Origin of the sequence: Variovorax sp. (assembly GCF_965279555.1) — a bacterium.
Taxonomy (GTDB): domain Bacteria; phylum Pseudomonadota; class Gammaproteobacteria; order Burkholderiales; family Burkholderiaceae_C; genus Variovorax.
This window is the reverse complement of the sequence record NZ_OZ257247.1, coordinates 3,531,532-3,556,488: the sequence shown is the minus strand read 5'-3', so window position 1 is coordinate 3,556,488 and position 24,957 is coordinate 3,531,532. Positions and strand designations below refer to the sequence as shown.

Here is a 24,957-nt window from a genome sequence, read left to right as displayed (position 1 = left end):
GCCCCCGTGTCCCTGCTCAAATCCGCCTCCACCGTCTCCCTGCTGACTCTCGCTTCGCGGATCACGGGCCTTGTGCGCGACGTGCTTTTCGCCTCGGTTTTCGGCGTCAGCGCGCTGACCGACGCCTTCAACGTCGCCTTCCGCATTCCCAACCTGTTTCGCCGCGTGTTCGGCGAAGGCGCCTTCAGCCAGGCTTTCGTGCCCGTGCTGGCCGCGCGCAAGACCGAAGACGGCCAGGAAGGAGCGCGGCAACTGATCGACCATGTCGCCACGCTGCTGACCTGGACGCTGGTGATTGTCTGCGTGGCCGGCGTGGTCGGTGCGCCCCTGATGGTCTGGGCCATGGCGAGCGGGTTGCCGGGCTTCGACTCGGCCGTGGTCATGACGCGCTGGATGTTTCCGTACATCGGCTTCATGTCGCTGGTGGCGCTGGCGGGGGGCATTCTCAATACCTGGCGCAAGTTCGCGGTGCCGGCGGCTTCGCCGGTGCTTTTGAACATCGCGCTGATCCTGTCGATCGTGATCGGCGCACCGCTTTTTCGCAGGTATGGCATTGAGCCCATCTACGCGCAATGCGTGGGCGTGCTGGTGGGGGGCGCGCTGCAGTTGGGCCTGCAGATCCCGGCGCTGCGCAGGCTCGGGTTGCTGCCGCGCATCGGCGTGAGCCTTCGGGCGCTGCGCACCGCGTGGACCGACCCGAACACGCGCAAGGTGCTCAGGCTGATGCTGCCTGCGCTGCTGGGCGTGAGCGTGGCGCAGATATCGCTGCTCATCAACACGCAGATTGCCTCGCACCTCGCGGTGGGCAGCGTGACCTGGGTGACCAACGCCGACCGCCTGATGGAATTCCCGACCGCCATGCTCGGCGTAGCCCTCGGCGTCGTGCTGATGCCTCAACTGGCCGGCGCCCGGGCCGCCAAGGACGATGCGCGCTATTCGTCGCTGCTCGACTGGGGCCTGCGCCTCGTGGTGCTGCTCTCCGCGCCGTGCGCCGTCGCACTGCTGCTCTTCGCGCAGCCGCTGGTGGCCGTCCTGTTCCATAATGGCGCTTATCCCGACGACGCCGTGCGGCGCACCGCCCTCGCGCTGACGGGCTACGGCGTGGGTCTGATCGGCATCGTGGCCGTCAAGGTGCTGGCGCCCGGCTACTACGCCAAGCAGGACACGCGCACGCCGATGCTCATCGCCGTGGGCGTGCTGGTGCTGACGCAGGTACTCAATGTCTTCCTGGTGCCGGTGCTGCAGCACGCGGCGCTCACGCTGACCATCGCCATCGGGGCACTGGTCAATTCGGCCTGGCTGCTGGCCGGCCTGATCCGCCGCGGCAGCTACAAGCCCGAGCCCGGCTGGGGCAAGTTCGCTTTGCAGGTGCTGGCCGGCACGCTGGTGCTGGCGGCGCTGCTGGTGTGGGGCTCGGCCCATTTCGACTGGATCGGCCTGCGCGAGCAGCGCCTGTTGCGCATCGGCCTGCTGGCCGCGCTGATCGCCGCTTCCATGGTGCTGTACTTCGGCGTTCTGGCGGCGGTGGGCGTTCGCTTGCGCAGTTTCCTGCGCCGCTGAAAGCGCTCTCCGAGGGCGGCTGCAATACCCTGACGCCACGCCTTGACGCCCCCGGCGGGCTCCTCTACAAAGACACATGACGTTCAGCTTTCAGGTTCCCACCGCGCTGGAATATTTCGAATCGCTGGTCCGCAGCGACGATCACTTTCCGCTGCTCGAAGCCGCCGCCAGCCTGGCGCAGGACGAGTACCCCGATCTCGACGTGCAGCAGGTGCTGGGCGATGTCGATCAGCTCCTTGCCCGCCTCAGGCGCCGCCTGCCCGCCGACGCGGCCCCGCTGGCCAGGCTGCGCGCGCTGAACCAGTTCTTCTTCAACGACCTGAACTTCGGCGGCAACCTCAACGACTACTACGACCCCGACAACAGCTACCTGAACGCCGTGCTGCGCACCCGCCGCGGCATTCCCATTTCGCTGGCGGTGCTGTGGATGGAACTGGCGCAGGGCCTGGAACTGCAGGCGCGGGGCATCGGTTTTCCGGGCCACTTCATGCTCAAGGTGACGCTGCCCAAAGGTCAGGTGGTGATCGATCCGTTCACCGGCAAGTCGCTCTCGCGCGAAGAACTTGGCGAGCGGCTGGAGCCCTACAAGCGCAGCAACGGCCTGGTGGGCGACTTCGACGTGCCGCTGGGCCTGTACCTGCAGCCGGCCAGTTCGCGCGAGATCATCGCCCGCATGCTGCGCAACCTGAAGGAAGTGCACCACGCGCAGGAAGACTGGCTGCGCGTCATCGCCGTGCAGGACCGGCTGATCGCCTTGCTGCCCGGCGCCTGGGGCGAATACCGCGACCGCGGCATCGCGCATGCGGAGCAGGGCAACACCACGCAGGCCGTGCGCGACCTCGAGACCTACCTGGCAAAGGCCGAAGACGCCCTGGACATCGACGCGATCGCCGAGCGCGTCGCCGCCTTGCGCCGCATGGCCAACTGAAATGGACACCAAGGCCGGTGTGAGTCCGGCGCCCGACCTGGGCACCCTGCATGAGTTCCACGGCGTGCAGCCGGTGCTGCCGGTGTCGGACGTGTCGCGGGCCGCGCGCTGGTTTCGCGACGTGCTGGGCTTCGAGCTCGATTTCATCGCCGGTGAGCCGCCCAGCTATGCCCGCGTGAAGAAGGGCGACCGCAGCTACGGCGACCCGGTCTACCTGCGGCTGTGGCAGTGCAACACCCGCGGAGCCGTGCCCTGGCGCGGCGAAATCGTGATCCACGTGGGCAAGGACATCGACGGCCTGCATGCAGCCTACGTGAAGCGCGGCGTGACGGTTGTCGAACCGCCGGTGTCCCAGCCCTGGGGCCTGCGCGAATTCGCGATCCGGGAACCCGACGGGCACGTGTTGCGCTTTTGCGGCTATTTATGACCCACCCCCAGGCTTCGCGCACTTCGTGTCGCTGCGCCAACCCCCTTGCAGGGGGCAGCACCTGCGGCCCGGCGAAGCCGGTTCCGCGGTGCTTCTGGCCTTGGTCGCGCCAGACTCAGAATTGATACACGAATTTACAAATAGATCGATGCGATCGTGTCGATCCGACTTTCGCCCGTCCGACGTGTGAACAGGAGCAGGCAGTTTCCAGCAGCTCCCAGCCTCATCAACTTCAGGAGAAAAGACATGCGATTCATGATTCTGGTCAAGGCCAATGCAGATTCCGAAGCCGGCGTGATGCCCAGCACCGAAATCCTCACCGCCATGGGCAAGTTCAACGAAGAACTGGTCAAGGCCGGCGTGCTGTTGGCCGGCGAGGGCCTGCACCCCAGTTCCAAGGGCGCCCGCGTGCGCTGCGAAGGCCCGACCAAGCGCACCGTCATCGACGGCCCCTTCGCCGAGACCAAGGAACTGCTGGCCGGCTTCTGGCTGTTCCAGGTCAAGTCGAAGGAAGAAGCCATCGAGTGGATCAAGCGCAGCCCCTTCCAGGAAGGCGAGATCGAGATCCGCCAGGTGTTCGAGGCCGCCGACTTCGGCGATTCGATGACGCCCGAGCTGCTCGCCCAGGAAGACCGCCTGCGCGCCGAGACCGAGGCCCGCGGCAAGACCGGCGGCTGACGCCTCCCGGCGTATCGCGGGAGTCGCCGTGACCGCAGAAGAGGGCCGCGAAGACGCCATCCGCCGCACCGTCGAGGCGGTGTGGCGCATGGAGTCCGCGAAGATCATCGCCACCGTCGCGCGCATGGTGCGCGACGTGGGGCTGGCCGAGGAACTGGCGCAGGACGCGCTGGTCTCGGCCCTCGAGCAGTGGCCCGGCGAAGGCGTGCCCGACAACCCCGCCGCCTGGCTCACCGCCGTGGCCAAGCGCCGCGCGCTCGACCGCCTGCGCCACCTGCAACTGGCAGAGCACAAGGCCGGCGAGATCGGCCGCGAACTCGATGCGCAACACGAAATGGCGCAGGCCGACTTCACCGACGCGGTCGATGCGGCGCTGGTCGACGACATCGGCGACGACCTGCTGCGGCTGGTGTTCACCGCCTGCCACCCGGTGCTGTCGACCGAGGCGCGCGTGGCGCTCACGCTGCGTCTCATGGGCGGCCTCACGACCGACGAGATCGCCCGCGCGTTTCTCGTGCCCGAAGCCACCGTGGCGCAGCGCATCGTTCGCGCCAAGCGCACGCTGGCCGAGGCGCGCGTGCCCTTCGAGGTGCCGCGCCGCCGCGAGCTGGAAGGCCGGCTCGCTTCGGTGCTCGAAGTGATCTACCTGATCTTCAACGAAGGCTATTCGGCCACCGCCGGGGACGACTGGATGCGCCCCGCGCTGTGCGACGAAGCCTTGCGCCTCGGCCGCATCCTGGCCGAGTTGGTGCCCAGGGAGGCGGAGGTGCACGGCCTCGTCGCGCTGATGGAAATCCAGGCCTCGCGCACCGCCGCGCGCGTGGGCGCCTCGGGCGAGCCCGTGTTGCTGCTCAAGCAGAACCGCGCGCGCTGGGACCACATGCTGATCCGCCGCGGCCTGGCCGCGCTCGCACGCGCCGAGTCGCTGGGCGGCGCGCTCGGCCCCTATGCCCTGCAGGCCGCCATTGCCGCCTGCCATGGCCGTGCGCGCACCGCCGATGAAACCGACTGGGCGCGCATTGCCGCGCTCTATGACGCACTGGCCGAGCTTGCGCCGTCGCCCATCGTTGAGCTCAACCGGGCGGTCGCGCTGTCGATGGCCTTCGGACCGGCGGCGGGGCTGGAGGTGGTCGACGCACTCATGGACGAACCCGCGCTCAAGGGCTACCACCTGCTGCCGACGGTGCGCGGCGACCTGCTGTTCAAGCTCGGCCGCCACGACGAGGCGCGCAGGGAGTTCGACCGCGCCGCCACGCTCACGCGCAACACGCGCGAACGTGCGTTGCTGCTGGCGCGTGCGCGGGCCTGCATGGCCGAGTGAACGCCTGGCGCCGAGCGCAGCCGGTCAGGTCTTGAAAGCCTGGCCGGCCTCCGAGGGCGAACCCGGCAACCCGAACTGGTGCCACGCACGGCGCAATTGCGTGTCGGAGCCGAACCCCGACTGCTCCGCCGCCCGCGTGACGCTTGCACCCGAGGCCAGCGCGAGCTGCGCCGCCGCCAGCCGCAGCCTGCGCAGGTAGGCCAGCGGCGCGACGCCCGCATGCTCCATGAACAGCCGCGTGAGATGCCGCGCCGAGGTGTGCGCCACCTCGGCCATGCGCGGCACGCTCCAGTCGGCCTGCGGCTGTTCGCTGACCGCGTCCTGCACGCGGTGCAGCGCGGCATGCAGATGGTTGCGATAGGCCAGGAAGGGCGACAGCTCCGGGTCTTGCGGGCCGCGCCGCAGCGCCACCACCATGGTCTGGGCGACCTGCGCCGCCAGCGCCTCGCCGCAGAGTTCGCCGATGCGGTGCAGCACGAGGTCGATGCCGGTCGTCACGCCCGCGCTGCTGTAGACCGGCGGGTCGATCACGAAAACCCGGTTGGCGACCACGTCGCAGCGCGGCTCCACCGTGCGCAGTTCACCGAGGTGATGGTGGTGCGTGGTCGCGCGCCGGCCCGCGAGCGCGCCGGCATGCGCCGCCAGCACTGCGCCGGCGCAGATCGTCACCAGTTCCAGGCCGCCGCGCTCGAAGCGCTGGCCGCGCAGCCAGTGCAGCAGGTCTTGCGCCTCCGGGGTGTCGACGGCGATGGTGTCGCCGGGCAGCCCGACCAGCACGACCCAGCCAGGGCCGTCCCACTGCGCAGGCAGCGGCGCGAGCCCGGAAAGCGCGACGCCGACCGAGCCCATCGCGGTCGGCCGGGGGCTCGCGAACTCGATGGCGAAGCGCTCCGGCTGGCCCAGGGCGCGCAGCCGCTGGTTGGCGATGCGCAGCGCCTCGGCCGGGCCGGCCCAGTCGAGCACGAGGCTGCCGGGCAGGAGGACGAAGACTACGCGGATGGGCCGGTGCTGGCGGGGTTGCGGGTCCATGCGTAGTCCATCTGGCGCGCGGTGCGCTCGGCCAGTTCGCGGCCGGCCAGCCGCTCCACGAGGTGCAGGCTCATGTCGATGCCTGCGCTGATGCCGGCCGAACTGACGATGCGGCCGGTGTCGACCCAGCGCACGTCTTCGCGCACGTCGAGCGCGGGGAACTGCGCGCGCAGGTCGGCGATGTCTTCCCAGTGCGTGGTGACGGCGTTGCTGGTGACCACGCCGCTTGCCGCGAGCAGGAAGGCGCCGGTACAGACCGAAGCGACCACCTGCGCGCCGGTCGCGTTGCGGGCGATCCACCCCAGGGTGTCGGGGCTCGCCAGCGGCGCATCGACCACGCCGCCGGGGACGACCAGTACGTCGGCTTGCGGGCTGTCCGCCAGCGTGTGGCTGGCCAGCAGTTGCAGGCCGGCGCGCGCCTGCACCGGCTGGTCCACGGCGGCCGAGACCACCTCGAAGGGCGCAGCCGTGCCGGGGCGCATCCGCTGGCTGACGCGGCTTGCGGTGGTGAACACCTCGAAGGGGCCTGCGAAATCGAGCGCTTCCACGCCGTCGAAGGCCAGGATCACTACACGCAGGCTGCTCATGCCACGGCTCGTTCCAGCGCCTGCGCCACGGTGCAGACGGCGGCGAAGCGCCCGTGCAGCACGGTGGCGGTTCGGGCCTTGATGTCGGCGGCCGACAGCGGCTTGCCGTCGGGCTGCACCATGTCGAAGGTGAGGGTAGCGTCGGTCACGTAGTCGACCTGCCAGCCCAGGTCGGAGGCGTGGCGGGTGGTGGTTTCGCAGCACTGCTCGGTGCGGATGCCGCTCACGATCAGCCGGCCGATGCCGTTCTGCGTGAGCCACACGTCGAGCCCGCTGTTGACCAGCGCGCTGTGGCGGTGCTTGGTGAAGGTGGCGGCGGCTTCGAAGTGCGCCAGCCCGGTGATAGAACGCACATGGCTCGATTCGACCGCGAAGGGGTTGCTCGCATCCGACGGCCCGTCGGTGTGGAAGACCCGCACGACCGACAGGCCGGCGGCGGTGCAGCCCTCGATCAGGGCGTTCTGGGCGCCCAGATAGGCGGCGGCCAGGCTTTCGTTCCAGTAGGGGCGATGGCGGAACGACTCCTGTGCGTCGATCACAATCAGACAGGTTTTCATGGCGGAGGCTCGCAAGGGTGCGGAGTGGATGATGCCCCCGATTCTTTCTCGCGGCCGGTCGAAGGGCCGCTCGGTGCCGGACCAGAATCGATCAGATCCGGACATCGCTGTCCGGCCGGCCGGTCAGACCAGCGCAGCCGCCTGCAGCTCTTTCTTCAGGTACGCGTAGTACAGCGGCGCCGCCACCAGCCCGGCCGGGCCGAACACTGCCTCGGCCACGAACATCACGGCCAGCAGTTCCCACACGCTCATCTGCGTGCGTGCGCCGACCACCTTGGCGTTGATGACGTACTCGGCCTTGTGGATCACGATCAGGAAGATCAGGCAGGCCGCCGCCGTGACCGGCGACACCGACAGCCCCACCAGCGTGATGACCGAGTTGCACACCAGGTTGCCCACGATCGGCACCAGCCCCGCGAGAAAGGTGAGGGTGATGAGCGCCGGCGTGTAGGGCAGGTGCGCGCCCCACATCGGCATGATGAACAGCAGGAAGATGGCCGTGAGCAGCGTGTTGAAGGCGGCGATCCAGAACTGGGCCGCGACGATCTGGCCGAAGGCCTCGCCGAAGGTCTGCACGCGCTGGTGCAGCTGGTCGGCCAGCGGCAGGCGGCGCAGCGGCGCATGTGCCACGGCCGCCAGTGCTCCCACGATCAGCCCCACATAGGAAAAGAGGAGCCCGTGCAGCCAGGCGCGGCCTGCCATGGCCAGCGAACCGGCCTGCGCGCGCAGGTAGTTGGCGATCACGCGCTGGATTTCGGCCGCGCCCTCGGGCAGGTAGGCCGCGATTTCGCCGGGCAGCTTGGAGCGCAGTTCGAGCACCGTGCGCGCCGTGTAGTCGAGCAGCTCGCGGTACTGGTCGGGCGCGTCGACGATGTATTCGCGGGCCTGCGACAGCAGCAGCGTGAGCAGCGCGATCGGCCCCACCAGCACCAGGATCACCGCCAGCACGTTGGCCCAGCCGCCGGCCCGTTCAGGGCGCCTGCCTAGCGGCGGAATGCGCTGCAGGCCGCCGGTGAGCACCCGAGCGAACCAGCGCGTGGCCAGGAAGCCGATGCACACGCACAGCAATCCGGGCAGCAGGTGCTCCCACATCACCAGCAGGAGCGCAGCGAGCATCAGCAGGTAGCTCGCGATCGTCACCCCGCGCGAGGCCGGGGGGCGTTGGATGGGGGCCGTCGCAACGGCGGGGGTGATGGGTTGCGGCTTCTTGGCCATCCGGTGGGTGTCGCGTGCTCTGCTCAGGGAATCGGACGGAGCAGCCGGCGGTCAGCCGACGACCACCGGGGCGCCTTCGCCGCGCGGGGCGATCACGCCGATTTCATGCACCGTCTCGCCGGCGGCGCGCAGGGTGGCGGCACAGGCGGCGGCTTCGGCCGCGTCGATGACCACGACCATGCCGATGCCGTTGTTGAAGGTGCGGTTCATCTCGATGTCGTCGATGCCGGCCACCTTCTGCAGCCAGGCGAACAGCTCGGTCTGCGGCCAGCTGCCCTTCTTGAGGTGGGCAGCCGTGCCTTCGGGCAGCACGCGCGGGATGTTTTCCAGCAGGCCGCCGCCGGTGATGTGGGCCAGCGCCTTGATCGGGTGCTTGCCCAGCGCTTCGAGCACCGGCTTCACGTAGAGGTGGGTGGGCTCCATCACGGCTTCGCGGAAGGGCTTGCCGTCGAGGGTTGCGGGCAGATCGGCGCCGGCGCGCTCGATCACCTTGCGCACAAGGCTGAAACCGTTGGAATGCACGCCGGCCGAGGCCAGGCCCAGCACCACGTCGCCGGGCTTGACGTTCTGGCCCGTGAGGATCTTCGATTTTTCGACCGCGCCGACCGCGAAGCCCGCCAGGTCGTATTCGCCGGCCGGGTACATGCCGGGCATTTCAGCAGTTTCGCCGCCGATGAGGGCGCAACCCGACAGTTCGCAGCCGCGGGCGATGCCGCCGACCACGGCAGCGGCCGTGTCCACGTCGAGCTTGCCGCAGGCGAAATAGTCGAGGAAAAAGAGCGGTTCGGCGCCTTGCACCAGCACGTCGTTGACGCTCATGGCCACCAGGTCGATGCCGACCGTGTCGTGCATGTTCCATTCGAAGGCCAGCTTGAGCTTGGTGCCCACGCCGTCGGTGCCGCTGACCAGCACCGGTTCCTTGTAGCGCTTGGGCACCTCGAACAGGGCGCCGAAGCCGCCGATGCCGGCCAGCACGCCTTCGCGCATGGTCTTTTTGGCCAGGGGCTTGATGCGGTCGACCAGTGCATCGCCGGCATCGATGTCGACACCTGCGTCCTTGTAGCTGAGCGGGGTGGGCGTGGAGGAGGTCATGGATGGTCGAGGTCGGAAGGACGCGAAAGGATGCGAGGAGTAGGAGCGGAAGGCGGCCCCGGTAACCATGTTGGCCGGGCCGATAGAATTCCTCACGATTTTAAGGGCCCTCGCGGCCCCCTCCATGAACCTTCCCGGGATGAAACAGCTCGCGCTCGATATCGGCATTGCGACGGGCCCCAGCTTCGACGCCTTTTTTGCCGGCCCCAACGAGGCGGCGCTTCGGCACCTGCAAGTGTGGGTGGGCGGCGCCGGCGGCCCCGCGCTGCACTCGCCGGTGCCGACCTATCTGTGGGGCGACGGCGGCAGCGGCAAGACCCACCTGCTCGAATCGGTGCGTGTCGCACTGCGCGAGCAGGGCGCCAGCGTGGGCTGGCTGCATGCCGGCCTGCTGGAGCCGCCCGAGTTCGACGAGCGCTGGGGCGCCGTCCTGCTCGACGACGTCCACCTCTACACCGCGGTGCAGCAGCACGCGGCCTTCAACTGGTTCGTCAACGCCCAGACCCTGCAGCGCGGCGTGGTTGCCGCCGGCGCCTTGCCGCCGGCCGACCTGCCGCTGCGCGAAGACCTGCGCACCCGCCTCGGCTGGGGCCATGTGTTCCACCTGCAGGTGCTGAGCGAAAGCGAACGCCGCGCGGTGCTGCGCCAGGCGGCCGATGCGCGCGGCGTGATGCTGTCCGACGACGTGCTCGACTACATGCTGCACCGCTTCAGCCGCGACCTCGGCAGCCTGATGGAGCTGCTCTCGCAGCTCGACGGCTATGCCCTGCAGACGCAACGCGCGATCACCATTCCGCTGATCCGCTCCATGCTCGAGAACGAATAAAAGAGCGAACTAGGCTTTCAACCAACAAATGATCAAGAAATTCATCGACAAGCTGCTCGGCAAGACCGCCGGCGGCGCACAGGGCAAGAGCCGCTTCGGCAAGCGCCAGGAGGTGCCGGCAGAGGTTCACAAGATCGATCCGGCCCTGGTCGACGAACGCGCGAAAAACGTGGTCACCACGCTGCAGCAGGCCGGCTACGAGGCCTACGTGGTGGGCGGCGCGGTGCGCGACCTGCTGCTGGGACTGCGCCCCAAGGACTTCGACGTGGCCACCAACGCCACGCCCGAGCAGGTCAAGTCGCTGTTTCGCCGCGCCTTCATCATCGGGCGGCGCTTTCGCATCGTGCACGTGGTGTACGGCCGGGGGCGCGAGCACGAGGTGATCGAGGTATCGACCTTCCGCGCCTACATGGACAACGCCGCCGCCGAGCAGGTGTCGGGCAACGAGCGCACCAGCAAGGGCGAACTCGCGAGCATGAAGCACGCGGTGGACGCCAGCGGCCGGGTGCTGCGCGACAACGTCTGGGGCCCGCAGGAAGAAGACGCTGCGCGCCGCGACTTCACCGTCAACGCCATGTACTACGACCCGGCCAACCAGGTCGTGGTCGACTATCACAACGGCATCAAGGACGCCCAGAAGCTCACGCTGCGCATGATCGGCGACCCGGCCACGCGCTACCGCGAAGACCCGGTGCGCATCATTCGCGCCATCCGCTTCTCGGCCAAGCTTGCTGCCCTGGGCTTCAAGATGGAAGCCAAGACCGCGGCCCCGCTGGTCGAGTCGAGCAAGCTGCTGGCCGACGTGCCGCAGAGTCGCCTGTTCGACGAAATGCTCAAGTTGTTGCAGACCGGCCATGCAATTGCCACGGTCGAGCAGCTGAAAAAGCTGGGGCTGGCCAGGGGCATCTATCCGCTGCTCGACGTGGTGGTCGAGCGTGCCGACCAGCCTTTCGTGAAGGCCGCCCTGCAGGACACCGACCGCCGCGTGGGCGAAGGCAAGCCCGTGGCGCCCAGCTTCCTGCTGGCCTGCGTGCTGTGGGCCGACGTGCGCGACGGCTGGGCCCAGCGCCAGGAAGGCCAGCGCGGCCAGCGCCCGCAGGCGCCGTTCCCGGCTCTGCAGGACGCCATCGACGACGTGTTCAACGCCCGCATCGGCGACGTGTCGGGCCGCGGCAAGCTGGCCGCCGACATGCGCGAGATCTGGATGATGCAGCCGCGCTTCGACAAGCGCACCGGCTCCACGCCCTACAGCCTGGTCGAGCAGGCGCGTTTTCGCGCGGCCTTCGACTTCATGCGCCTGCGCGCCGACGTGGGCGAGGTCAGCGAGGCGATTGCCGAGTGGTGGCAGGAATTCAGCATCGCCGACGACGTGCGCCGGCAAGACCTGCTGGAGCAGGTGCGCGAAGAACAGAAGGTGCGCCAGCGCGTGCGGGTGCGCGACACCGCCGCGCCAGCCAAGCTGCGCAACGAGCCCGCGCCTCGCCAGAACCCGGCCCAGAACCAGAGCCGCGGCCAGGATGCGGAGCCGGACGACGAGGTCGAAGTCGAGGCCGGCGCCGTTCCGCCCGATGGCGAAGCCGCGGCGCCGCGCAAGCGCCGGCGCCGCCGCAAGCCGCGTCCCGCGGGCGGTGGCGAGGGTGGCGGCAGCGCCGCAGCCGAATGAGCGCGTCCGACCAGCCGAAGGACGGCAAGAAAAAAAGCCCTGCGGCCAAGGCAGGCAAGCCAAAGGCCGCGCCGGCGCGCGCCGCGGGCAAGCCGCCGGCAGCCGGTGCCAGGAGCGGCCCGCCCGCACGCCGCGCACCCAGCCGTGCCCCCTCGCGCAGCCCCCGCGGTCCGCGCGAGGACTACCCGACCGTGCAGGCCTTCGTCGCCATCGGCGCCAACCTCGGCGATGCCGAAGCGGCAGTGAAGGCGGCCATGGCCGCGATCGGCGCGCTGCAGCGAACCCAGGTGACGGCCCGTTCGTCGCTCTATCGCAGCGAGCCGGTGGACGCCGAAGGCCCTGATTTCATCAATGCCGTGGTGGCCGTGCGCACCGGCCTGGATGCCGAGCAGCTCCTGGTGGCATTGCAGCGCCTTGAGACGCAGGCCGGCCGCGAGCGGCCCTTTCCCAATGCGCCGCGCACGCTCGATCTCGACTTGCTGATGCACGGCAATTCGGTGATCGACACGCCGACCCTGACCCTGCCGCATCCCCGCATGCGGGAACGCGCCTTCGTGCTGAAGCCGCTTGCCGAAATCGCGCCCGACAAGGTGCCGCGCGCGGCGCTGGCGCGCGTCACGGGCCAGGTGGTCAAGCGCATCGTCTAGACGGCCGTGCTGCTCTACGTCCTCGATCTCGCCGGCGTGGCGGTTTTCGCGGTCAGTGGGGCATTGGCGGCCGGCCACGCGGGCCTCGACTGGCTGGGCGTGGTGGTGATCGCTTCTGTCACCGCGGTGGGCGGCGGCACGCTGCGCGACCTGCTGCTCGACCGGCATCCGGTGTTCTGGATCCGCGACACCCGCCATGTCTACGTGATCCTGGCCGCGGCGGTGTTCACCATCGCCTGGGTGCACTGGATGCCCCTGCACGAGCATTCGCTGGCCGTTGCCGACGCACTGGGGCTCGGCCTGTTTGCCATCACCGGCGCGCAGGTGGCCGAGGAAAGGCGCCTGCCGGCCGTCATCGTGATACTTGTCGGCACCATGACCGGCGCGGCCGGCGGCCTGCTGCGCGACGTGTTCACCGCCCGCATTCCGCTGCTGCTGAGCAGCGGCATCTACGGCTCGGCCGCCATCGCGGGCATTGCGGCCTACCTGCTGCTGCAGGCCGCCGGCACGCCGCGCCGCTGGGCCTTTCATGCAGGCGTGCTGCTGATCGTGGCGCTCCGCATGGGCGGCATTTATGGCGGCTGGCACCTGCCGGTGCTGCGCTTGCCGACCTGAATTTCCGGCGTTCCGTCGGCCTCGAAAAGCCTGTCGGGCCGGATTGGACTCGCGCGCCCGTTAAACTTCGCCGGTTTTTTCATGAAGGCGTCATGAAATTGTGATTGGCGCACCCCAGGAGTTTCCATGTTCGGCAAGCTGCTGCCCCGCGAGGGCAATTTCTTCGAGATGTTCAACCAGCACGCCGAGCGCATCGTGGAGGCGGCCAGGGCGTTCGAGCAACTGGTCGCCAACTACAGCGACGTGCACCTGCGCGAGCAGTACAACCGCGACGTCGACAACGCCGAGCGCGCCGCCGACCGCGTGACGCACGACGTCAACCGGCTGATCCACAAGACCTTCATCACGCCCATCGACCGCGAGCAGATCCACAAGCTCATCAACACGATGGACGACGTGGCCGACCTGATCCAGGACTCGGCCGAGACCATGGCGCTGTACGACGTGCGCCACATGACCGACGAGATCGTGCGCCTCACGGCCCTGAGCGTGAAGTGCTGCGACCGCCTGAAGGACGCCGTCAAGTTCCTCGGCAAGATCGCCGACCCGGCCGTGGCCGAGGCGACGCTCAAGACCTGCGAGGAAATCGACCGCCTCGAGTCGGACGCCGACCGCGTCATGCGCAGCGCCATGAGCAAGCTGTTTCGCGAGGAGCCGGACGTGCGCGAGGTCATCAAGCTCAAGGCGATCTACGAACTGCTGGAGACGATCACCGACAAGTGCGAGGACGTGGCCAACGTGATCGAGGGCATCGTCCTCGAGAACTCCTGAGCGGGTAGCGACCGATGGCAACGGTTCAGGTCGCCCTCTGGGTGGTGATAGTGCTGGTCGCGCTCGCGATCCTGTTCGACTTCATGAACGGGTTCCACGACGCCGCCAATTCGATTGCGACGGTGGTTTCCACCGGGGTGCTCAAGCCGGGGCAGGCCGTGGTGTTCGCGGCGTTCTTCAACCTGATCGCGATCTTCGTCTTCCACCTGAGCGTGGCGGCCACGGTGGGCAAGGGCATCGCCCAGCCGGGCGTCGTCGACGTGCACGTGGTGTTCGGTGCGCTCGTGGGGGCCATCAGCTGGAACCTCGTCACCTGGTACTACGGCATTCCGAGCAGCTCGTCGCATGCGCTGATCGGCGGCATCGTGGGCGCCGTGATCGCCAAGACGGGCACCGGCGGCCTGGTGGCCTCGGGCATCTGGAAGACGGTGGCCTTCATCTTCGTGTCGCCGCTGCTGGGCTTCCTGCTCGGTTCGATGATGATGGTCGTGGTGGCCTGGGGCTTCCGGCGCGCCACGCCGTCGCGCGTGGACCGCTGGTTCCGCCGGCTGCAGCTTGTGTCTGCCGGTGCCTACAGCCTGGGCCACGGCGGCAACGACGCGCAGAAGACCATCGGCATCATCTGGATGCTGCTGATCGCCACCGGCTACGCCAATGCCGGCGACGCTAATCCGCCGACCTGGACCATCGTGAGCTGCTACGCCGCCATCGCGCTGGGCACCATGTTCGGCGGCTGGCGCATCGTGAAGACGATGGGCCAGAAGATCACCAAGCTCAAGCCCGTGGGCGGCTTCTGCGCCGAGACCGGCGGGGCGCTGACCCTGTTCCTGGCCACCGCGCTGGGCATTCCGGTGTCGACCACGCACACCATCACCGGTGCCATCGTCGGCGTGGGCTCCACGCAGCGCGCGAGCGCGGTGCGCTGGGGCGTGGCAGGGAACATCGTGTGGGCGTGGATCTTCACGATCCCGGCGTCGGCCTTCGTGGCGGCGATTGCCTACTGGGTCAGCATGCAGCTGTTCTGAGCGGCTGCCGTTACTGCAGTCACTGCGAAATCTTTCGCCCCTCTTCGACCTGGTGCTCGAAGTAACGCTGGAAACTGAAAACGATGCTCGCCATCAGGATCGTGCTGCCGAAGAAAAGCGACAGCACCACCGCGCCGATGGTGAACCAGTTCGTGCGGCCGGGCGCTGCGTCGGCTGCGGCGCTCGAGTTGAAGCGGGCATTCCACTTTTCCGGCGTCATGAGGCCGTAGACGATGGCCGTCAGCGCGCAGCCGGCGATGGTGAAGCCCAGCAGCGGAATGAGTGCCCAGCTGACGCCATCGTCCACGCCGTACATGCGCACACGCTCGATGCCGTAGATGCCCAGCGCCGTGGGAATGGGCAGCAGCCAGCCGAGCCAGTCGCCCATGCCGCGCAGGTAGAAGCGGTGCAGGCCGAGCGGGCCGCCGAGGAAGGTGAGCCAGGCGGCGGTGGTCTTGTTTTTCATGCGGGTTTTACTCGGGTCGGGTGGTGCTGCCTTCGCCGAGCACTTTTTCCATCAGTACGACATCGCGCCATTCGCCGAACTTCCAGCCGCAGTCCTTCAGCACGCCCACGTGCGTGAAGCCCTGGCCGCGGTGTACGCCGATGGAGCCCGCGTTGGCCGAGTCGCCGATCACCGCAATCAGCTTGCGCACGCCGGCCGCCTCGGCAGCCTGGGACAGCGCGGCGAGCAGCTTGGCGCCCAGACCCTTGCCGCGTGCTGACTCGGACATGTAGATCGAGTCTTCGGCCGAAAAACGGTAGGCCGGGCGTGGCTTGAACCAGTTGCAGTAGGCAAAACCCAACACTTCGCCGTTTTCTTCCGCGACCAGGTACGGCAGGTTCTTGCCCAGTACGTCGGCGCGACGAGAGGCCATGTCGGCAGGGGAGGGAGGCTCCGTCTCGAAGGTGCCGGTGCCGTGCAGCACGTGATGGGCGTAGATGGCCGTGATGGCTGCGACGTCTTCGTCGCGGCTGGGGCGGATGGTCAGGGGCATGGGAGAAAAACGGATGGCGCGAGGCCGAAATTCGGGGAAAACGCGTGTCGGGCTATAATCGCGGGCTTTTCAGCGTGTCGCTGGCCGGGTGGCCATGTCGCGTGTCTCGACGCTGGAAGAACATTGTGAGCAGGCCTTTTCTTAATCCACAAGGCTTGCTGACCACCCAAGGATAAATCATGGTCGTCATTCGACTCTCCCGCGGCGGCTCCAAAGGCCGTCCGTTCTTCAACATCGTCGTGTCGGACAAGCGCGTTCGCCGCGATGGCCGCTTCATCGAGCGCCTGGGCTTCTACAACCCGACCGCCAAGGAAAACGAAGAAAGCATCCGTATTGCCCAGGACCGCCTGGCGTACTGGAAGAGCGTCGGCGCACAAGCTTCGCCCACCGTTCTGCGCCTGATCAAGCAAGCTGCCGCGGCAGCTCCCAAGGCGGCGGCCTAAGCCGCCCCGCACGGCGATGCTGCCCACACTCGAAGCCGCCGAATTGCCGGCGGATGCGATCGAAGTAGGGCGCATCGCCGATGCATGGGGAATCAAGGGCTGGTTCAAGGTCCTTCCCCATAGCGCCCAGCCCGAGGCGCTTTTTTCTTCCAAGCGCTGGTTCCTGCAGGCTCCCGGAGCCTCTGCGAGCACCGCTTTCCGGCTTGCGATCCGCGAAGCCAAAGAACATTCCGACTGCATCGTCGCCACGTCCGAGGACGTGCCCGACCGCACTGCAGCCGAAGCCCTGCGAGGCGCACGAGTTTTCGTGCCGCGCTCCAGCTTTCCCACCGCCGGCGAGGACGAGTACTACTGGGTCGACCTGATCGGCCTGTCCGTGGTCAACCGCGAAGGCGTGGTGCTTGGCACGGTGCGCGAACTGCTCGCCACCGGCCCGCAGACCACGCTGGTGCTTGCCGCCGAGGAAGACGGCAAGGCCGTCGAGCGCATGGTGCCCTTCGTTTCCGTCTTCGTCGACAAGGTCGACTTGCCCGGCCGGCTCATCACGGTCGACTGGCAGCCCGAGTTCTGATCGGCGCTCGCGCGGCATGCGCTTCGACGTCATCACTCTGTTTCCCGAGCTGTTCGCGCCTTTCCTGGCCAGCGGCGTGACGCGCCGCGCCTACGAATCGAAGCAGGTCGAGGTGGTGCTCTGGAATCCGCGCGACTATGCGCAGGGCAACTACAAGCGCGTGGACGACCGTCCGTTCGGCGGCGGCCCTGGCATGGTGATGATGGCCGAGCCGCTGGCTGCCTGCCTCGACGCGGCCTTGGCTGCGCGCGGGGTGCAGGCGCCTGTGGTGCTGTTCTCGCCCATCGGCGAGGCCTTGCGGCACGAAGCCGTCGAGCGCTGGTCCGCCAGCGAAGGCGCGGTGCTGGTCTGTGGCCGCTACGAGGGCATCGACCAGCGCTTCATAGACGCGCGCATCACACACCAGGTCAGCCTCGGCGATTTCGTCCTCTCCGGCGGCGAGATCGCGGCGATGGCGTTGCTCGACGCCGTGGCCCGCCTGCAGCCGGGCGTGCTGGGCGACGAAGCAAGCCATGTGCAGGACAGCTTCAACCCCGCGCTCGACGGCCTGCTCGACTGTCCCCACTACACCCGTCCCGAGCAATGGAACGGGCAGGGCGTGCCGGCACCGTTGCTTTCCGGCCACCATGCGCAGATCGAGCGCTGGCGACGCGACCAGCGCCTCGCCATCACGGCCGAGCGGCGCCCCGAACTGATCGAGGCGGCCCGCGCCGCCGGCCGCCTTGGGAAGGCCGATGAGGCCGTGCTGAAAAAAAAGCTATAATCGTCGGCTCCCCGATCCTCTGCCCGGCCGCGCCCGGTCTTCTCACGGTTCTTCCGTGAAAGCCAAAGCGCCTTTTGTGTAGCCCGACACGATCGAATATCAGGAAATCATGAACCTCATCCAGACCCTCGAGCAGGAAGAAATTGCCCGTCTCGGCAAGACCATCCCCGATTTCATGCCCGGTGACACGGTCATCGTCAGCGTGAACGTCGTCGAAGGCACCCGCAAGCGCGTGCAGGCTTACGAAGGCGTCGTGATCGCCAAGCGCAACCGTGGCCTCAACAGCGGCTTCACCGTGCGCAAGATCTCCAGCGGCGAAGGCGTGGAGCGTACGTTCCAGACCTACAGCCCGCTGATCGCCGGCATCGAAGTCAAGCGCCGTGGCGATGTGCGCCGCGCCAAGCTGTACTACCTGCGCGACCGCAGCGGCCGTTCGGCACGTATCAAGGAAAAGCTGCCGAGCAAGTCGACGGCTGCGTCGGCCGCTTAATCAGCTGCCTTCCTGCCGTGCAAGAAAAGCCGCCGCTCTGGCGGCTTTTTGCGTTGGTGCTCCGCACGGGACACGGCCCGAAAGACAGCACCGCGTTTTTACGCTCTACTCCCTCCAGCCGGTTCCCCGCCACTTCATCTCTTGACCAACATCGCCGTCCCCATGCAATCCGCGCCCCTCGAACCCGTCAATGCCGTGGTGCCGCCCACGCTGCTGCAGTTCGATCCGCGCGAGGCGCCTTTCGTGGATGGCAGTGATGGCTTGCCCGCCGTGTCGGCCGGGCAACTGACGGCGCAGGCCCTGCGCGCGCGTTTCGTCAACCCGCCGGAATGGACGCCCGAGCTGCGCCGCGAGCCAACAATGATCGACCGCGCACCCGCGCAGGCCGCCGTACTGGTGCCGATCGTGCAGCGTCCCGAGGGAGCGACCGTGCTGCTCACCGAGCGCACCACGCACCTGTCGAACCATTCGGGACAAGTCGCGTTTCCAGGCGGCCGTGTCGATCCGGAAGACGCCAACATCTCCGCCGCCGCGTTGCGCGAGGCCTGGGAAGAGGTAGGTCTCTCCGCGCAATTCATCGAAGTGCTCGGCAGCCTGCCGACCTACACGACCGTGACCTCGTTCATCGTCACGCCCGTGGTCGCGCTGGTGCAGCCCGACTTCGAACTCACCATCAACCCCTACGAAGTGGCGCAGGCCTTCGAAGTCCCGCTTGCGTGGCTGATGGACCCGGCCAACCACCGCCGCCACGCCGTGAGCGCAACCGACGGCCGCAAGCGCGAGTGGTATTCGATGCCCTACCAGGACGGGCCCGGCGAGCGCTTCGTCTGGGGCGCGACGGCCGGCATGCTGCGCAATCTCTATCGTTTTCTTGCGGCCTGAACCTTCAGGCTGGATCGCTATCATCGAAGGATGAGCTTCTTTGCCATCCTGTGCGCGCTGCTGATCGAGCAGGTGCGGCCGCTGGGCCCGCACAACCCCGTGTACGGCAGCGTTCTGGCGTGGACCCGCTGGACCAGCCGCAACTTCGACGCGGGCAAGCCGCATCACGGATGGATCGCATGGGGGCTTGCGGTGTTCGTGCCCACGCTCATCGCGCTGGGCGTGCACTGGCTGCTGGTGCTCACGCTGGGCCTGCCGTTTGCGGTGCTCTGGAGCATTGCTGTGCTCTACGTCACGCTGGGCTTCCGGCAGTTCAGCCACCATTTCACCGACATCCGCGACGCGCTCGACGAGGGCGATGAGCCGCTCGCGCGTTCGCTGCTCGCGCACTGGCAGGGCGTCGATGCGGCGGACCTGCCGCGCAGCGAAATCGTGCGCCACGTCATCGAGCATTCGGTAATCGCCGCGCACCGCCATGTGTTCGGCGTGCTCGCGTGGTTTTCGATCATCGCGGCCATCGGGCTCGGGCCGGCCGGTGCTGTGTTCTATCGCATGAGCGAGTTCGTGTCGCGCTACTGGGCCCACAAGAACGGCGCCGCGGTGCAGCCTTCGAGCGTCGCGGTGCAAGAGGCGGCCGACCGCGCCTGGCATGCGGTCGACTGGCTGCCCGCGCGCATCACGGCGCTCGGCTTTGCGGTCGTCGGCAGCTTCGAGGAAGCGATCGATTGCTGGCGCAACGATGCGCAGCGCTTTCCGAGCGAGAACGACGGCGTGATCCTGGCCGCCACCTCCGGCGCGGTCAACGTGCGGCTCGGTGGCGGCTCGCTGCGGCCCATTCCCACGCTCGACCCGCTGTCGCGAGCCCAGGCCGGCGACACCATCGCCGACGGCCGCGCGCCGGACAGCGGCAGCACGCCCGGGCGCGAGCCCGAGCCCGGCCACCTGCGCAGCGTCGTCGGCCTGGTCTGGCGTTCGGTCGTGATGTGGATGGTGCTGCTGGCACTGCTCACGCTTGCGCGCCTGCTCGGCTGAGCCGGCGAGGAACCCTTCATGACCACCCAAGTACCGGCTTTCTGGAGCCCGCGCATCGGCGCGCTCGAACCCTACGTGCCCGGCGAGCAGCCGCGCATCGCGAACCTCGTCAAGCTCAACACCAACGAGAACCCGTATCCACCTTCGCAGGGCGTCGTCGAGGCCACCCAGCGTGCCGCGGCGAACGGCCTGGAGCTCTACCCCGACCCGACCTCGCTGGCGCTGCGCGAGGCCGTTGCGAGGCGCCACGGCTTGCGCGTCGACCAGGTGTTCGCGGGCAACGGCTCCGACGAGGTGCTGGCTCATGCCTTCTTCGCGTTCTTCCAGCAAGCCGAGCCGTTGTTGATGCCCGACGTGAGCTACAGCTTCTACAAGGTCTATGCGCAGATCTACGGCATCGCCTGCGAGCTGCAGCCGGTCGACGAGGGCTTGCGAATCGACATCGACGCGCTCGCGGCGCGTGCCCGCAAGGGCTGTGGCGGCATCGTCATCGCCAACCCGAACGCGCCCACGGGCATCGGCCTGCCGCTCTCGCGCATCGAGCAATTGCTGCAGGCGTGCCCTGACCGCGTGGTGCTTGTCGACGAGGCCTATGTCGATTTCGGCGGCGAGAGCGCGCTGTCGCTGGTCGGCAAGTATCCGAACCTGCTTGTGGTGCAGACGCTGTCCAAGTCGCGCTCGCTGGCCGGCCTGCGGGTCGGCTTCGCATGCGGCCAGTCGCATCTGATCGACGGGCTGGTGCGCGTGAAGGACAGCTTCAATTCGTACCCGATCGACCGGCTCGCGTTGGCCGGCGCGGTGGCGTCACTCGAGGACGAGGCCGCATTTCGGACCGCATGCGACAAGGTCATCCACACCCGCGAAGGCCTCACGCTGCAGCTCGAGGACCTGGGCTTCGAAGTGCTGCCTTCGCAGGCCAATTTCGTCTTCGCGCGCCATCCGCAGCGCGATGCGGCCGAGTTGGCCGCACTGCTGCGCGAGCGCGCGGTGCTGGTGCGGCATTTCAGGCAGCAGCGGATCGCGCAATACCTGCGCATCAGCATCGGCACGCGCGAGCAGTGCAGCCTGCTCGTCCAACATCTGCAAGACATCCTCCACACTCCCGCGCCATGAAGGAAGCCCCGGCGATGCCGACCCTCGACACCGACCCGCGCTCAACAGCCTGCGCCAGCTTCTGGCAAGCCGTGAGCGGCCAGCTCGAGAGCCTGCGCGCATTGCCTGGCCGTGAGCTGATGGAGGCCCTGAACGGGCTGCTGGAGCCCTCCTTTCCGAAGCTTGCAGTGGAGGTGGCGGGTGATTCGCCCGCGTTCACGTTCGTGGTCACGGCGCATGGATCGGTGGAAGACTTCGACGACGTGATGGTGCTGGTGCAGAGCGCCCCCGCGCTGCCTCAGGTGGAGGTCGAGGCCTTCCGGCAGCGCATGGGCAGGGGCTTCAGCATCCGCATGGACGACTTCGAGCTATCGAGCGCGGACGTGCTGGTGAAGCACGAGCGCTACAAGGGCCTCGTGGCGCTGGAGATCGGCTTTGCCAAGCCCATCCCCATGGACATGCAGGACCACGCCCGCCACATGAGCCTGATCATGCTCGACCACATCCTGGGCGAGTACGACACGGCCATCAAGGTCGGGCCGGTCGACTATGTCGAGGCCGGCGAGCAGGCTTCTTTCGACGGCGTGCCGCTCGATGATTTCGTGCCGCTTTTCGACAGCTGCTGGCGCGAGGAACTCGGTCACACCGGCTTGTTTCCGGTGGGCGAACATGCATGGTCCGCACTGAGCGCCACCCGAGACACCGAGGACGGCGGCGAGGTCGAGCTGATCGTCATGCGCAACGACTCCGCCGCCGCGCTGGTGGGGCGCGCCGACCTGTGCCACCGGCTCTCGGCCGCGGTGCCGGTTGAGTCTGGCGAGGAGCTGGAAGAAGCGCGCCTCTTCGGCGACCAACTGACGGCACTGCTGCAGACGCACGAGGACGGCTGCTGCACGCACGTCGTGCTGGAGGAGGGCGTGCGCACCATCAACTTCCATGTGGCGCACCCCGAGGCGGCAATTGCGCATGCGCAATCCATCCAGGAGAACTCGGAGCTGCCGGTGACGCTCGACCTGGCTTTCGACCCGACCTGGAATTCGTACCGGACCTGGGTCAACTGAGGGGCGGTTTCAGTACCGCTTCTGGCTCAGTTCGGCGAAGAGTTCGCCATAGATCTTGTAGCGGCTCGCGCTGATGGCGCCTTGCCCATCGGCCGAGGCGACATTCGCGATCACGCCGCAGCCCGGCTCGTGCAGATGGGTGCAGTTGTAGAACTTGCAGTCGTTCGCGTGCTCGGCAATGTCGGGCATGAGCCCCGCGAGCTGCATCGGCGCGATGTGGTTCAGGCCGAATTCCTGAAAACCCGGAGAGTCGATCAGGCCCGTGGTGCGCGCTTCGTCGATCCAGTACCAGGTGGTGCTGGTGGTCGTGTGCTTGCCCGAATTCAGCGCCTGAGAAATCTCCTGGGTCAGCACGCTCGCGCCCGGCACCAGCAGGTTGGTCAGCGTGCTCTTTCCCGAGCCCGATGGACCGAGCACCAGTGTCGACTTGCCCGACAGCAGCTTCATCAGCGAGGCGTAGTCGGCTTCGCCCGAGGCCTTCAGCGACAGCGGCAGTACGCCGTGGTGCATGCGCCGGTAGGGCGCCAGCTTGGTCCAGGCGCGCTCGAAGGGCTCGACCAGGTCGCTCTTGTTGAGCGCGATGATCGGCGTGATGCGCTCGGCCTCTGCCGCGATCAGCGCGCGGGCCAGCTGATGTTCGGAAAACTCCGGCTCGGCCGCGATCAGGATCAGCACCTGGTCGAGGTTGGCCGCGAAAGACTTGGTGCGGATTTCGTCCTGCCGGTAGAACAGGTTGCGGCGCGGCAGCACCTGCTCGATCGTGCCTTCGTCTTCGCTGGCCTGCCAATGCACGCGGTCGCCAACCACGGCCTGGCTCTTCTTGCCGCGCGGATGGCAGATCAGCCGCTCGCCCGTGGGTGTCTCGACCAGGCAGTGACGCCCGTGGCTGGCGACGACGAGGCCGTCCTGGAGGGCCTTTGCAGCAGTTGCGGCTGCTGCTGGCGCGGCGCGGCGGCCCGGCTTAGCCAAGGGCAGGTACCGTCATGCGGCAGCGGCGGCCGGAGCGGCCACCAGCGCGTCCGCCTGGCGCGCGCAGTCGAAGTCCGTGGCGGACAGTCCGCTCACGTCGTGCGTGTTGAAGCGCACCACGCAGCGGTTGTAGTGCACCGACAGGTCGGGGTGATGGTCTTGCGTATGCGCCACCATGGCCAGCGCGTTCACGAAGGCGATGGTCTCGAAGTAGTTGGAGAAGGTGAAAGTCTTCTCGATGGCGACGTCGGCGCCGTCGCCGGTGAGCTTCCAGCCGTCCAGGCGCGCGAGGCCGGCGACGATCTCGGTGGCGCTCAGCGCCTTGCGGGGAGGAAGATTCTTCCAGTCTTTGGGCTTGAACATGCTGCTCATGGGAGGCTTCTTCTGAATGAGGTGAAGGGATCAGGCGGCCGTCATGCGCGCAAGGCGCTCCGAGGCCGGCGGGTGCGAGTAGTAGAAGCTGACGAACACCGGGTCGGGCGTGAGCGTCGATGCGTTGTCCTGGTAGAGCTTGAGCAGCGCGGCCGACAGGTCGGCACCGCTGGTCTGCGCCACGGCGTAGGCGTCGGCCTCGAATTCGTGCTTGCGCGACAGGCGCGCTGGCAGCGGCGCCACGAAGAAGCCGAACACCGGCACGGCGAGCATGAACAGCAGCAGCGCGAGGGCGCTGTTTGGCGCCGCCATGTTGGGCTGCACGCCCAGGCCGGTGTAGAACCAGACCTGCGTCGACACCCAGCCCAGCAGCGCAAAACCGGCCAGGCTCAGCGCAAACATGGCGATCAGGCGCTTCACGATATGACGGTGCTTGAAGTGGCCGAGCTCATGCGCGAGCACGGCCTCGACCTCGCTCGCGTTGAGCTGGCGCAGCAGCGTGTCGTAGAACACCACGCGCTTGCTGGCGCCGAAGCCGGTGAAGTAGGCGTTGGCGTGCGCGCTGCGCGTGCTGCCGTCCATCACGAACAGGCCCTTCGCGGCAAAGCCGCAGCGCTTCATGAGGGCAGTGACACGCGCCTTCAGCGTGGGGTCGTCGAGCGGCTTGAACTTGTTGAACAGCGGGGCGATGAAGGTCGGGTAGATCAGCATCAGCAGCAGGTTGAAGCCCATCCACGCACCCCAGGCCCAGAGCCACCACAGCTGGCCCGCGGCGCCCATGAGCCAGAGAATGAGCGCCGCAATCGGCAGCCCGATCACCGCGCCCAGCAGCGTCGACTTGACCGTGTCCGCCAGCCAGAGCTTCCAGGTCATCTTGTTGAAGCCGAATCGCTCTTCGAGCCGAAAGGTCTGCCAGAGCGTGAAAGGCAGCTCCAGCAGCCCGCCGATGGCCGCGAATGCCGCCAGCAGCGCCAGTTGCTGCACCATGCCGCCGCCTATCCAGGCCAGCAGCAGCTTGTTGAGCATGTCGAGCCCGCCGAGCAGCGTCCAGCCGAGCAGCAGGGCGGTGCCCCAGGCCATTTCGATCAGGCCGAAGCGCGCCTTGGCGATGGTGTAGTCGGCCGCCTTCTGGTGGGCGGCGAGCGTGATGGTTTGCGCGAAAGCGGCCGGCACGGTGCCGCGATGCTGCGCCACATGGCGCACCTGCCGGGAGGCGAGCCAGAACTTCACGAGGAGCCCCGCAACCAGCGCGACCGCGAAAGCAATGGTGAAGATGAGCGAATAGGACATGGGAGCGGCGAGTTTAGCCCTCGCTATCTTGGGGCGCAGACCTTCGACGACAA

The 24,957-nt window shown here is 67.8% G+C and carries 29 protein-coding genes; 19 read left to right on the top strand and 10 right to left on the bottom strand.

Going from position 1 to position 24,957, the window contains the following annotated elements; translation table 11 throughout:
* Positions 1-6: 6 nt before the first annotated feature.
* The 5 genes from murJ (at position 7) to ACQY8B_RS16830 (ending at position 4,914) form a co-directional block, all read left to right on the top strand.
* A complete protein-coding gene (gene murJ / locus ACQY8B_RS16850; protein ID WP_422087766.1) occupies positions 7-1,560 on the top strand; it encodes a murein biosynthesis integral membrane protein MurJ in 1,554 nt (517 codons plus the stop codon).
* Between the two features lie 76 nt (positions 1,561-1,636).
* Positions 1,637-2,488 carry a SirB1 family protein gene (locus ACQY8B_RS16845; RefSeq protein ID WP_422087765.1) on the top strand — a complete coding sequence of 284 codons (852 nt, stop codon included), beginning with the start codon at positions 1,637-1,639 and terminating at the stop codon, positions 2,486-2,488.
* Between the two features lies 1 nt (position 2,489).
* Positions 2,490-2,915 carry a bleomycin resistance protein gene (locus ACQY8B_RS16840; protein WP_422087764.1) on the top strand — a complete coding sequence of 142 codons (426 nt, stop codon included), beginning with the start codon at positions 2,490-2,492 and terminating at the stop codon, positions 2,913-2,915.
* Between the two features lie 246 nt (positions 2,916-3,161).
* Positions 3,162-3,593: a YciI family protein gene (locus tag ACQY8B_RS16835; RefSeq protein ID WP_422087763.1), complete on the top strand. Its 432-nt coding sequence runs from the start codon at positions 3,162-3,164 to the stop codon at positions 3,591-3,593.
* Between the two features lie 28 nt (positions 3,594-3,621).
* Positions 3,622-4,914 carry an RNA polymerase sigma factor gene (locus ACQY8B_RS16830; protein ID WP_422087762.1) on the top strand — a complete coding sequence of 431 codons (1,293 nt, stop codon included), beginning with the start codon at positions 3,622-3,624 and terminating at the stop codon, positions 4,912-4,914.
* A gap of 24 nt (positions 4,915-4,938) precedes the next feature.
* On the opposite strand, the gene ACQY8B_RS16825 is transcribed toward ACQY8B_RS16830, so the two are convergent.
* The 5 genes from ACQY8B_RS16825 to purM form a co-directional block, all read right to left on the bottom strand.
* Positions 4,939-5,943, bottom strand: coding sequence for a GlxA family transcriptional regulator (locus tag ACQY8B_RS16825; RefSeq protein ID WP_422087761.1), 1,005 nt, complete (start codon positions 5,941-5,943; stop codon positions 4,939-4,941).
* Entirely contained in the window at positions 5,904-6,530 is a 627-nt protein-coding gene (locus ACQY8B_RS16820) for a DJ-1/PfpI family protein (RefSeq protein WP_422087760.1), read from the bottom strand. Before ACQY8B_RS16820 ends, ACQY8B_RS16825 begins: the two co-directional genes overlap by 40 nt.
* Positions 6,527-7,087 (bottom strand): isochorismatase family protein, encoded by a 561-nt coding sequence (locus ACQY8B_RS16815; RefSeq protein ID WP_422087759.1) that lies wholly within the window; start codon positions 7,085-7,087, stop codon positions 6,527-6,529. The genes ACQY8B_RS16820 and ACQY8B_RS16815 overlap by 4 nt, the downstream gene beginning before the upstream one ends.
* 123 nt (positions 7,088-7,210) lie before the next feature.
* Positions 7,211-8,302, bottom strand: coding sequence for an AI-2E family transporter (locus tag ACQY8B_RS16810; protein ID WP_422087758.1), 1,092 nt, complete (start codon positions 8,300-8,302; stop codon positions 7,211-7,213).
* Positions 8,303-8,353: 51 nt separating this feature from the next.
* Positions 8,354-9,394, bottom strand: coding sequence for a phosphoribosylformylglycinamidine cyclo-ligase (gene purM, locus ACQY8B_RS16805; protein WP_285412071.1), 1,041 nt, complete (start codon positions 9,392-9,394; stop codon positions 8,354-8,356).
* Positions 9,395-9,533: 139 nt separating this feature from the next.
* On the opposite strand from purM, the gene hda reads away from it, so the two are divergent.
* From hda to ACQY8B_RS16775, 6 genes are all read left to right on the top strand, one after another.
* Positions 9,534-10,220 (top strand): DnaA regulatory inactivator Hda, encoded by a 687-nt coding sequence (hda, locus tag ACQY8B_RS16800; RefSeq protein ID WP_285412070.1) that lies wholly within the window; start codon positions 9,534-9,536, stop codon positions 10,218-10,220.
* Positions 10,221-10,248: 28 nt separating this feature from the next.
* Positions 10,249-11,883 carry a polynucleotide adenylyltransferase PcnB gene (pcnB, locus tag ACQY8B_RS16795; RefSeq protein ID WP_422087757.1) on the top strand — a complete coding sequence of 545 codons (1,635 nt, stop codon included), beginning with the start codon at positions 10,249-10,251 and terminating at the stop codon, positions 11,881-11,883.
* Positions 11,880-12,530, top strand: coding sequence for a 2-amino-4-hydroxy-6-hydroxymethyldihydropteridine diphosphokinase (gene folK, locus ACQY8B_RS16790; RefSeq protein WP_422087756.1), 651 nt, complete (start codon positions 11,880-11,882; stop codon positions 12,528-12,530). The genes pcnB and folK overlap by 4 nt, the downstream gene beginning before the upstream one ends.
* 6 nt (positions 12,531-12,536) lie before the next feature.
* Complete coding sequence (locus ACQY8B_RS16785; protein ID WP_422087755.1) at positions 12,537-13,145, top strand: trimeric intracellular cation channel family protein; 609 nt, start codon at positions 12,537-12,539, stop codon at positions 13,143-13,145.
* Positions 13,146-13,271: 126 nt separating this feature from the next.
* On the top strand, positions 13,272-13,916 hold the full coding sequence (locus ACQY8B_RS16780; protein ID WP_012746613.1) for a DUF47 domain-containing protein: 645 nt from the start codon (positions 13,272-13,274) through the stop codon (positions 13,914-13,916).
* Between the two features lie 14 nt (positions 13,917-13,930).
* Positions 13,931-14,941, top strand: a complete 1,011-nt coding sequence (locus ACQY8B_RS16775) for an inorganic phosphate transporter (RefSeq protein WP_422087754.1) — start codon at positions 13,931-13,933, stop codon at positions 14,939-14,941.
* A gap of 19 nt (positions 14,942-14,960) precedes the next feature.
* Here the strand turns inward: ACQY8B_RS16775 and ACQY8B_RS16770 are convergent, their stop codons facing one another.
* Together ACQY8B_RS16770 and ACQY8B_RS16765 are read right to left on the bottom strand one after the other, a co-directional pair.
* Positions 14,961-15,407 carry a hypothetical protein gene (locus ACQY8B_RS16770; protein WP_422087753.1) on the bottom strand — a complete coding sequence of 149 codons (447 nt, stop codon included), beginning with the start codon at positions 15,405-15,407 and terminating at the stop codon, positions 14,961-14,963.
* Between the two features lie 7 nt (positions 15,408-15,414).
* Positions 15,415-15,939, bottom strand: coding sequence for a GNAT family N-acetyltransferase (locus tag ACQY8B_RS16765; RefSeq protein ID WP_422087752.1), 525 nt, complete (start codon positions 15,937-15,939; stop codon positions 15,415-15,417).
* 179 nt (positions 15,940-16,118) lie between these two features.
* On the opposite strand from ACQY8B_RS16765, the gene rpsP reads away from it, so the two are divergent.
* The 8 genes from rpsP (at position 16,119) to ACQY8B_RS16725 (ending at position 22,273) form a co-directional block, all read left to right on the top strand.
* Positions 16,119-16,382 carry a 30S ribosomal protein S16 gene (gene rpsP / locus ACQY8B_RS16760; protein WP_007831311.1) on the top strand — a complete coding sequence of 88 codons (264 nt, stop codon included), beginning with the start codon at positions 16,119-16,121 and terminating at the stop codon, positions 16,380-16,382.
* A 16-nt stretch (positions 16,383-16,398) separates the two neighbouring features.
* On the top strand, positions 16,399-16,953 hold the full coding sequence (rimM, locus tag ACQY8B_RS16755; RefSeq protein ID WP_422087751.1) for a ribosome maturation factor RimM: 555 nt from the start codon (positions 16,399-16,401) through the stop codon (positions 16,951-16,953).
* Positions 16,954-16,969: 16 nt separating this feature from the next.
* On the top strand, positions 16,970-17,716 hold the full coding sequence (gene trmD, locus ACQY8B_RS16750; protein WP_422087750.1) for a tRNA (guanosine(37)-N1)-methyltransferase TrmD: 747 nt from the start codon (positions 16,970-16,972) through the stop codon (positions 17,714-17,716).
* 109 nt (positions 17,717-17,825) lie between these two features.
* Positions 17,826-18,206 carry a 50S ribosomal protein L19 gene (gene rplS, locus ACQY8B_RS16745; RefSeq protein ID WP_422087749.1) on the top strand — a complete coding sequence of 127 codons (381 nt, stop codon included), beginning with the start codon at positions 17,826-17,828 and terminating at the stop codon, positions 18,204-18,206.
* A gap of 162 nt (positions 18,207-18,368) precedes the next feature.
* Positions 18,369-19,088: a CoA pyrophosphatase gene (locus ACQY8B_RS16740; RefSeq protein ID WP_422087748.1), complete on the top strand. Its 720-nt coding sequence runs from the start codon at positions 18,369-18,371 to the stop codon at positions 19,086-19,088.
* Between the two features lie 30 nt (positions 19,089-19,118).
* Complete coding sequence (locus tag ACQY8B_RS16735) at positions 19,119-20,120, top strand: CobD/CbiB family protein (RefSeq protein WP_422087747.1); 1,002 nt, start codon at positions 19,119-19,121, stop codon at positions 20,118-20,120.
* Between the two features lie 18 nt (positions 20,121-20,138).
* The gene (gene hisC / locus ACQY8B_RS16730) at positions 20,139-21,233 is read left to right on the top strand and encodes a histidinol-phosphate transaminase (protein WP_422087746.1); all 1,095 of its coding nucleotides are present in this window, start codon (positions 20,139-20,141) and stop codon (positions 21,231-21,233) included.
* Positions 21,234-21,247: 14 nt separating this feature from the next.
* Positions 21,248-22,273, top strand: a complete 1,026-nt coding sequence (locus tag ACQY8B_RS16725) for a hypothetical protein (RefSeq protein ID WP_422087745.1) — start codon at positions 21,248-21,250, stop codon at positions 22,271-22,273.
* 9 nt (positions 22,274-22,282) lie between these two features.
* Here the strand turns inward: ACQY8B_RS16725 and rsgA are convergent, their stop codons facing one another.
* The 3 genes from rsgA to ACQY8B_RS16710 are packed head-to-tail and all read right to left on the bottom strand — an operon-like array spanning position 22,283 to position 24,904.
* Entirely contained in the window at positions 22,283-23,242 is a 960-nt protein-coding gene (gene rsgA / locus ACQY8B_RS16720) for a ribosome small subunit-dependent GTPase A (protein ID WP_422087744.1), read from the bottom strand.
* Between the two features lie 12 nt (positions 23,243-23,254).
* Complete coding sequence (locus ACQY8B_RS16715) at positions 23,255-23,614, bottom strand: 4a-hydroxytetrahydrobiopterin dehydratase (RefSeq protein WP_422087743.1); 360 nt, start codon at positions 23,612-23,614, stop codon at positions 23,255-23,257.
* Positions 23,615-23,644: 30 nt separating this feature from the next.
* Entirely contained in the window at positions 23,645-24,904 is a 1,260-nt protein-coding gene (locus tag ACQY8B_RS16710; protein ID WP_422087742.1) for a M48 family metallopeptidase, read from the bottom strand.
* Positions 24,905-24,957 lie beyond the last annotated feature (53 nt).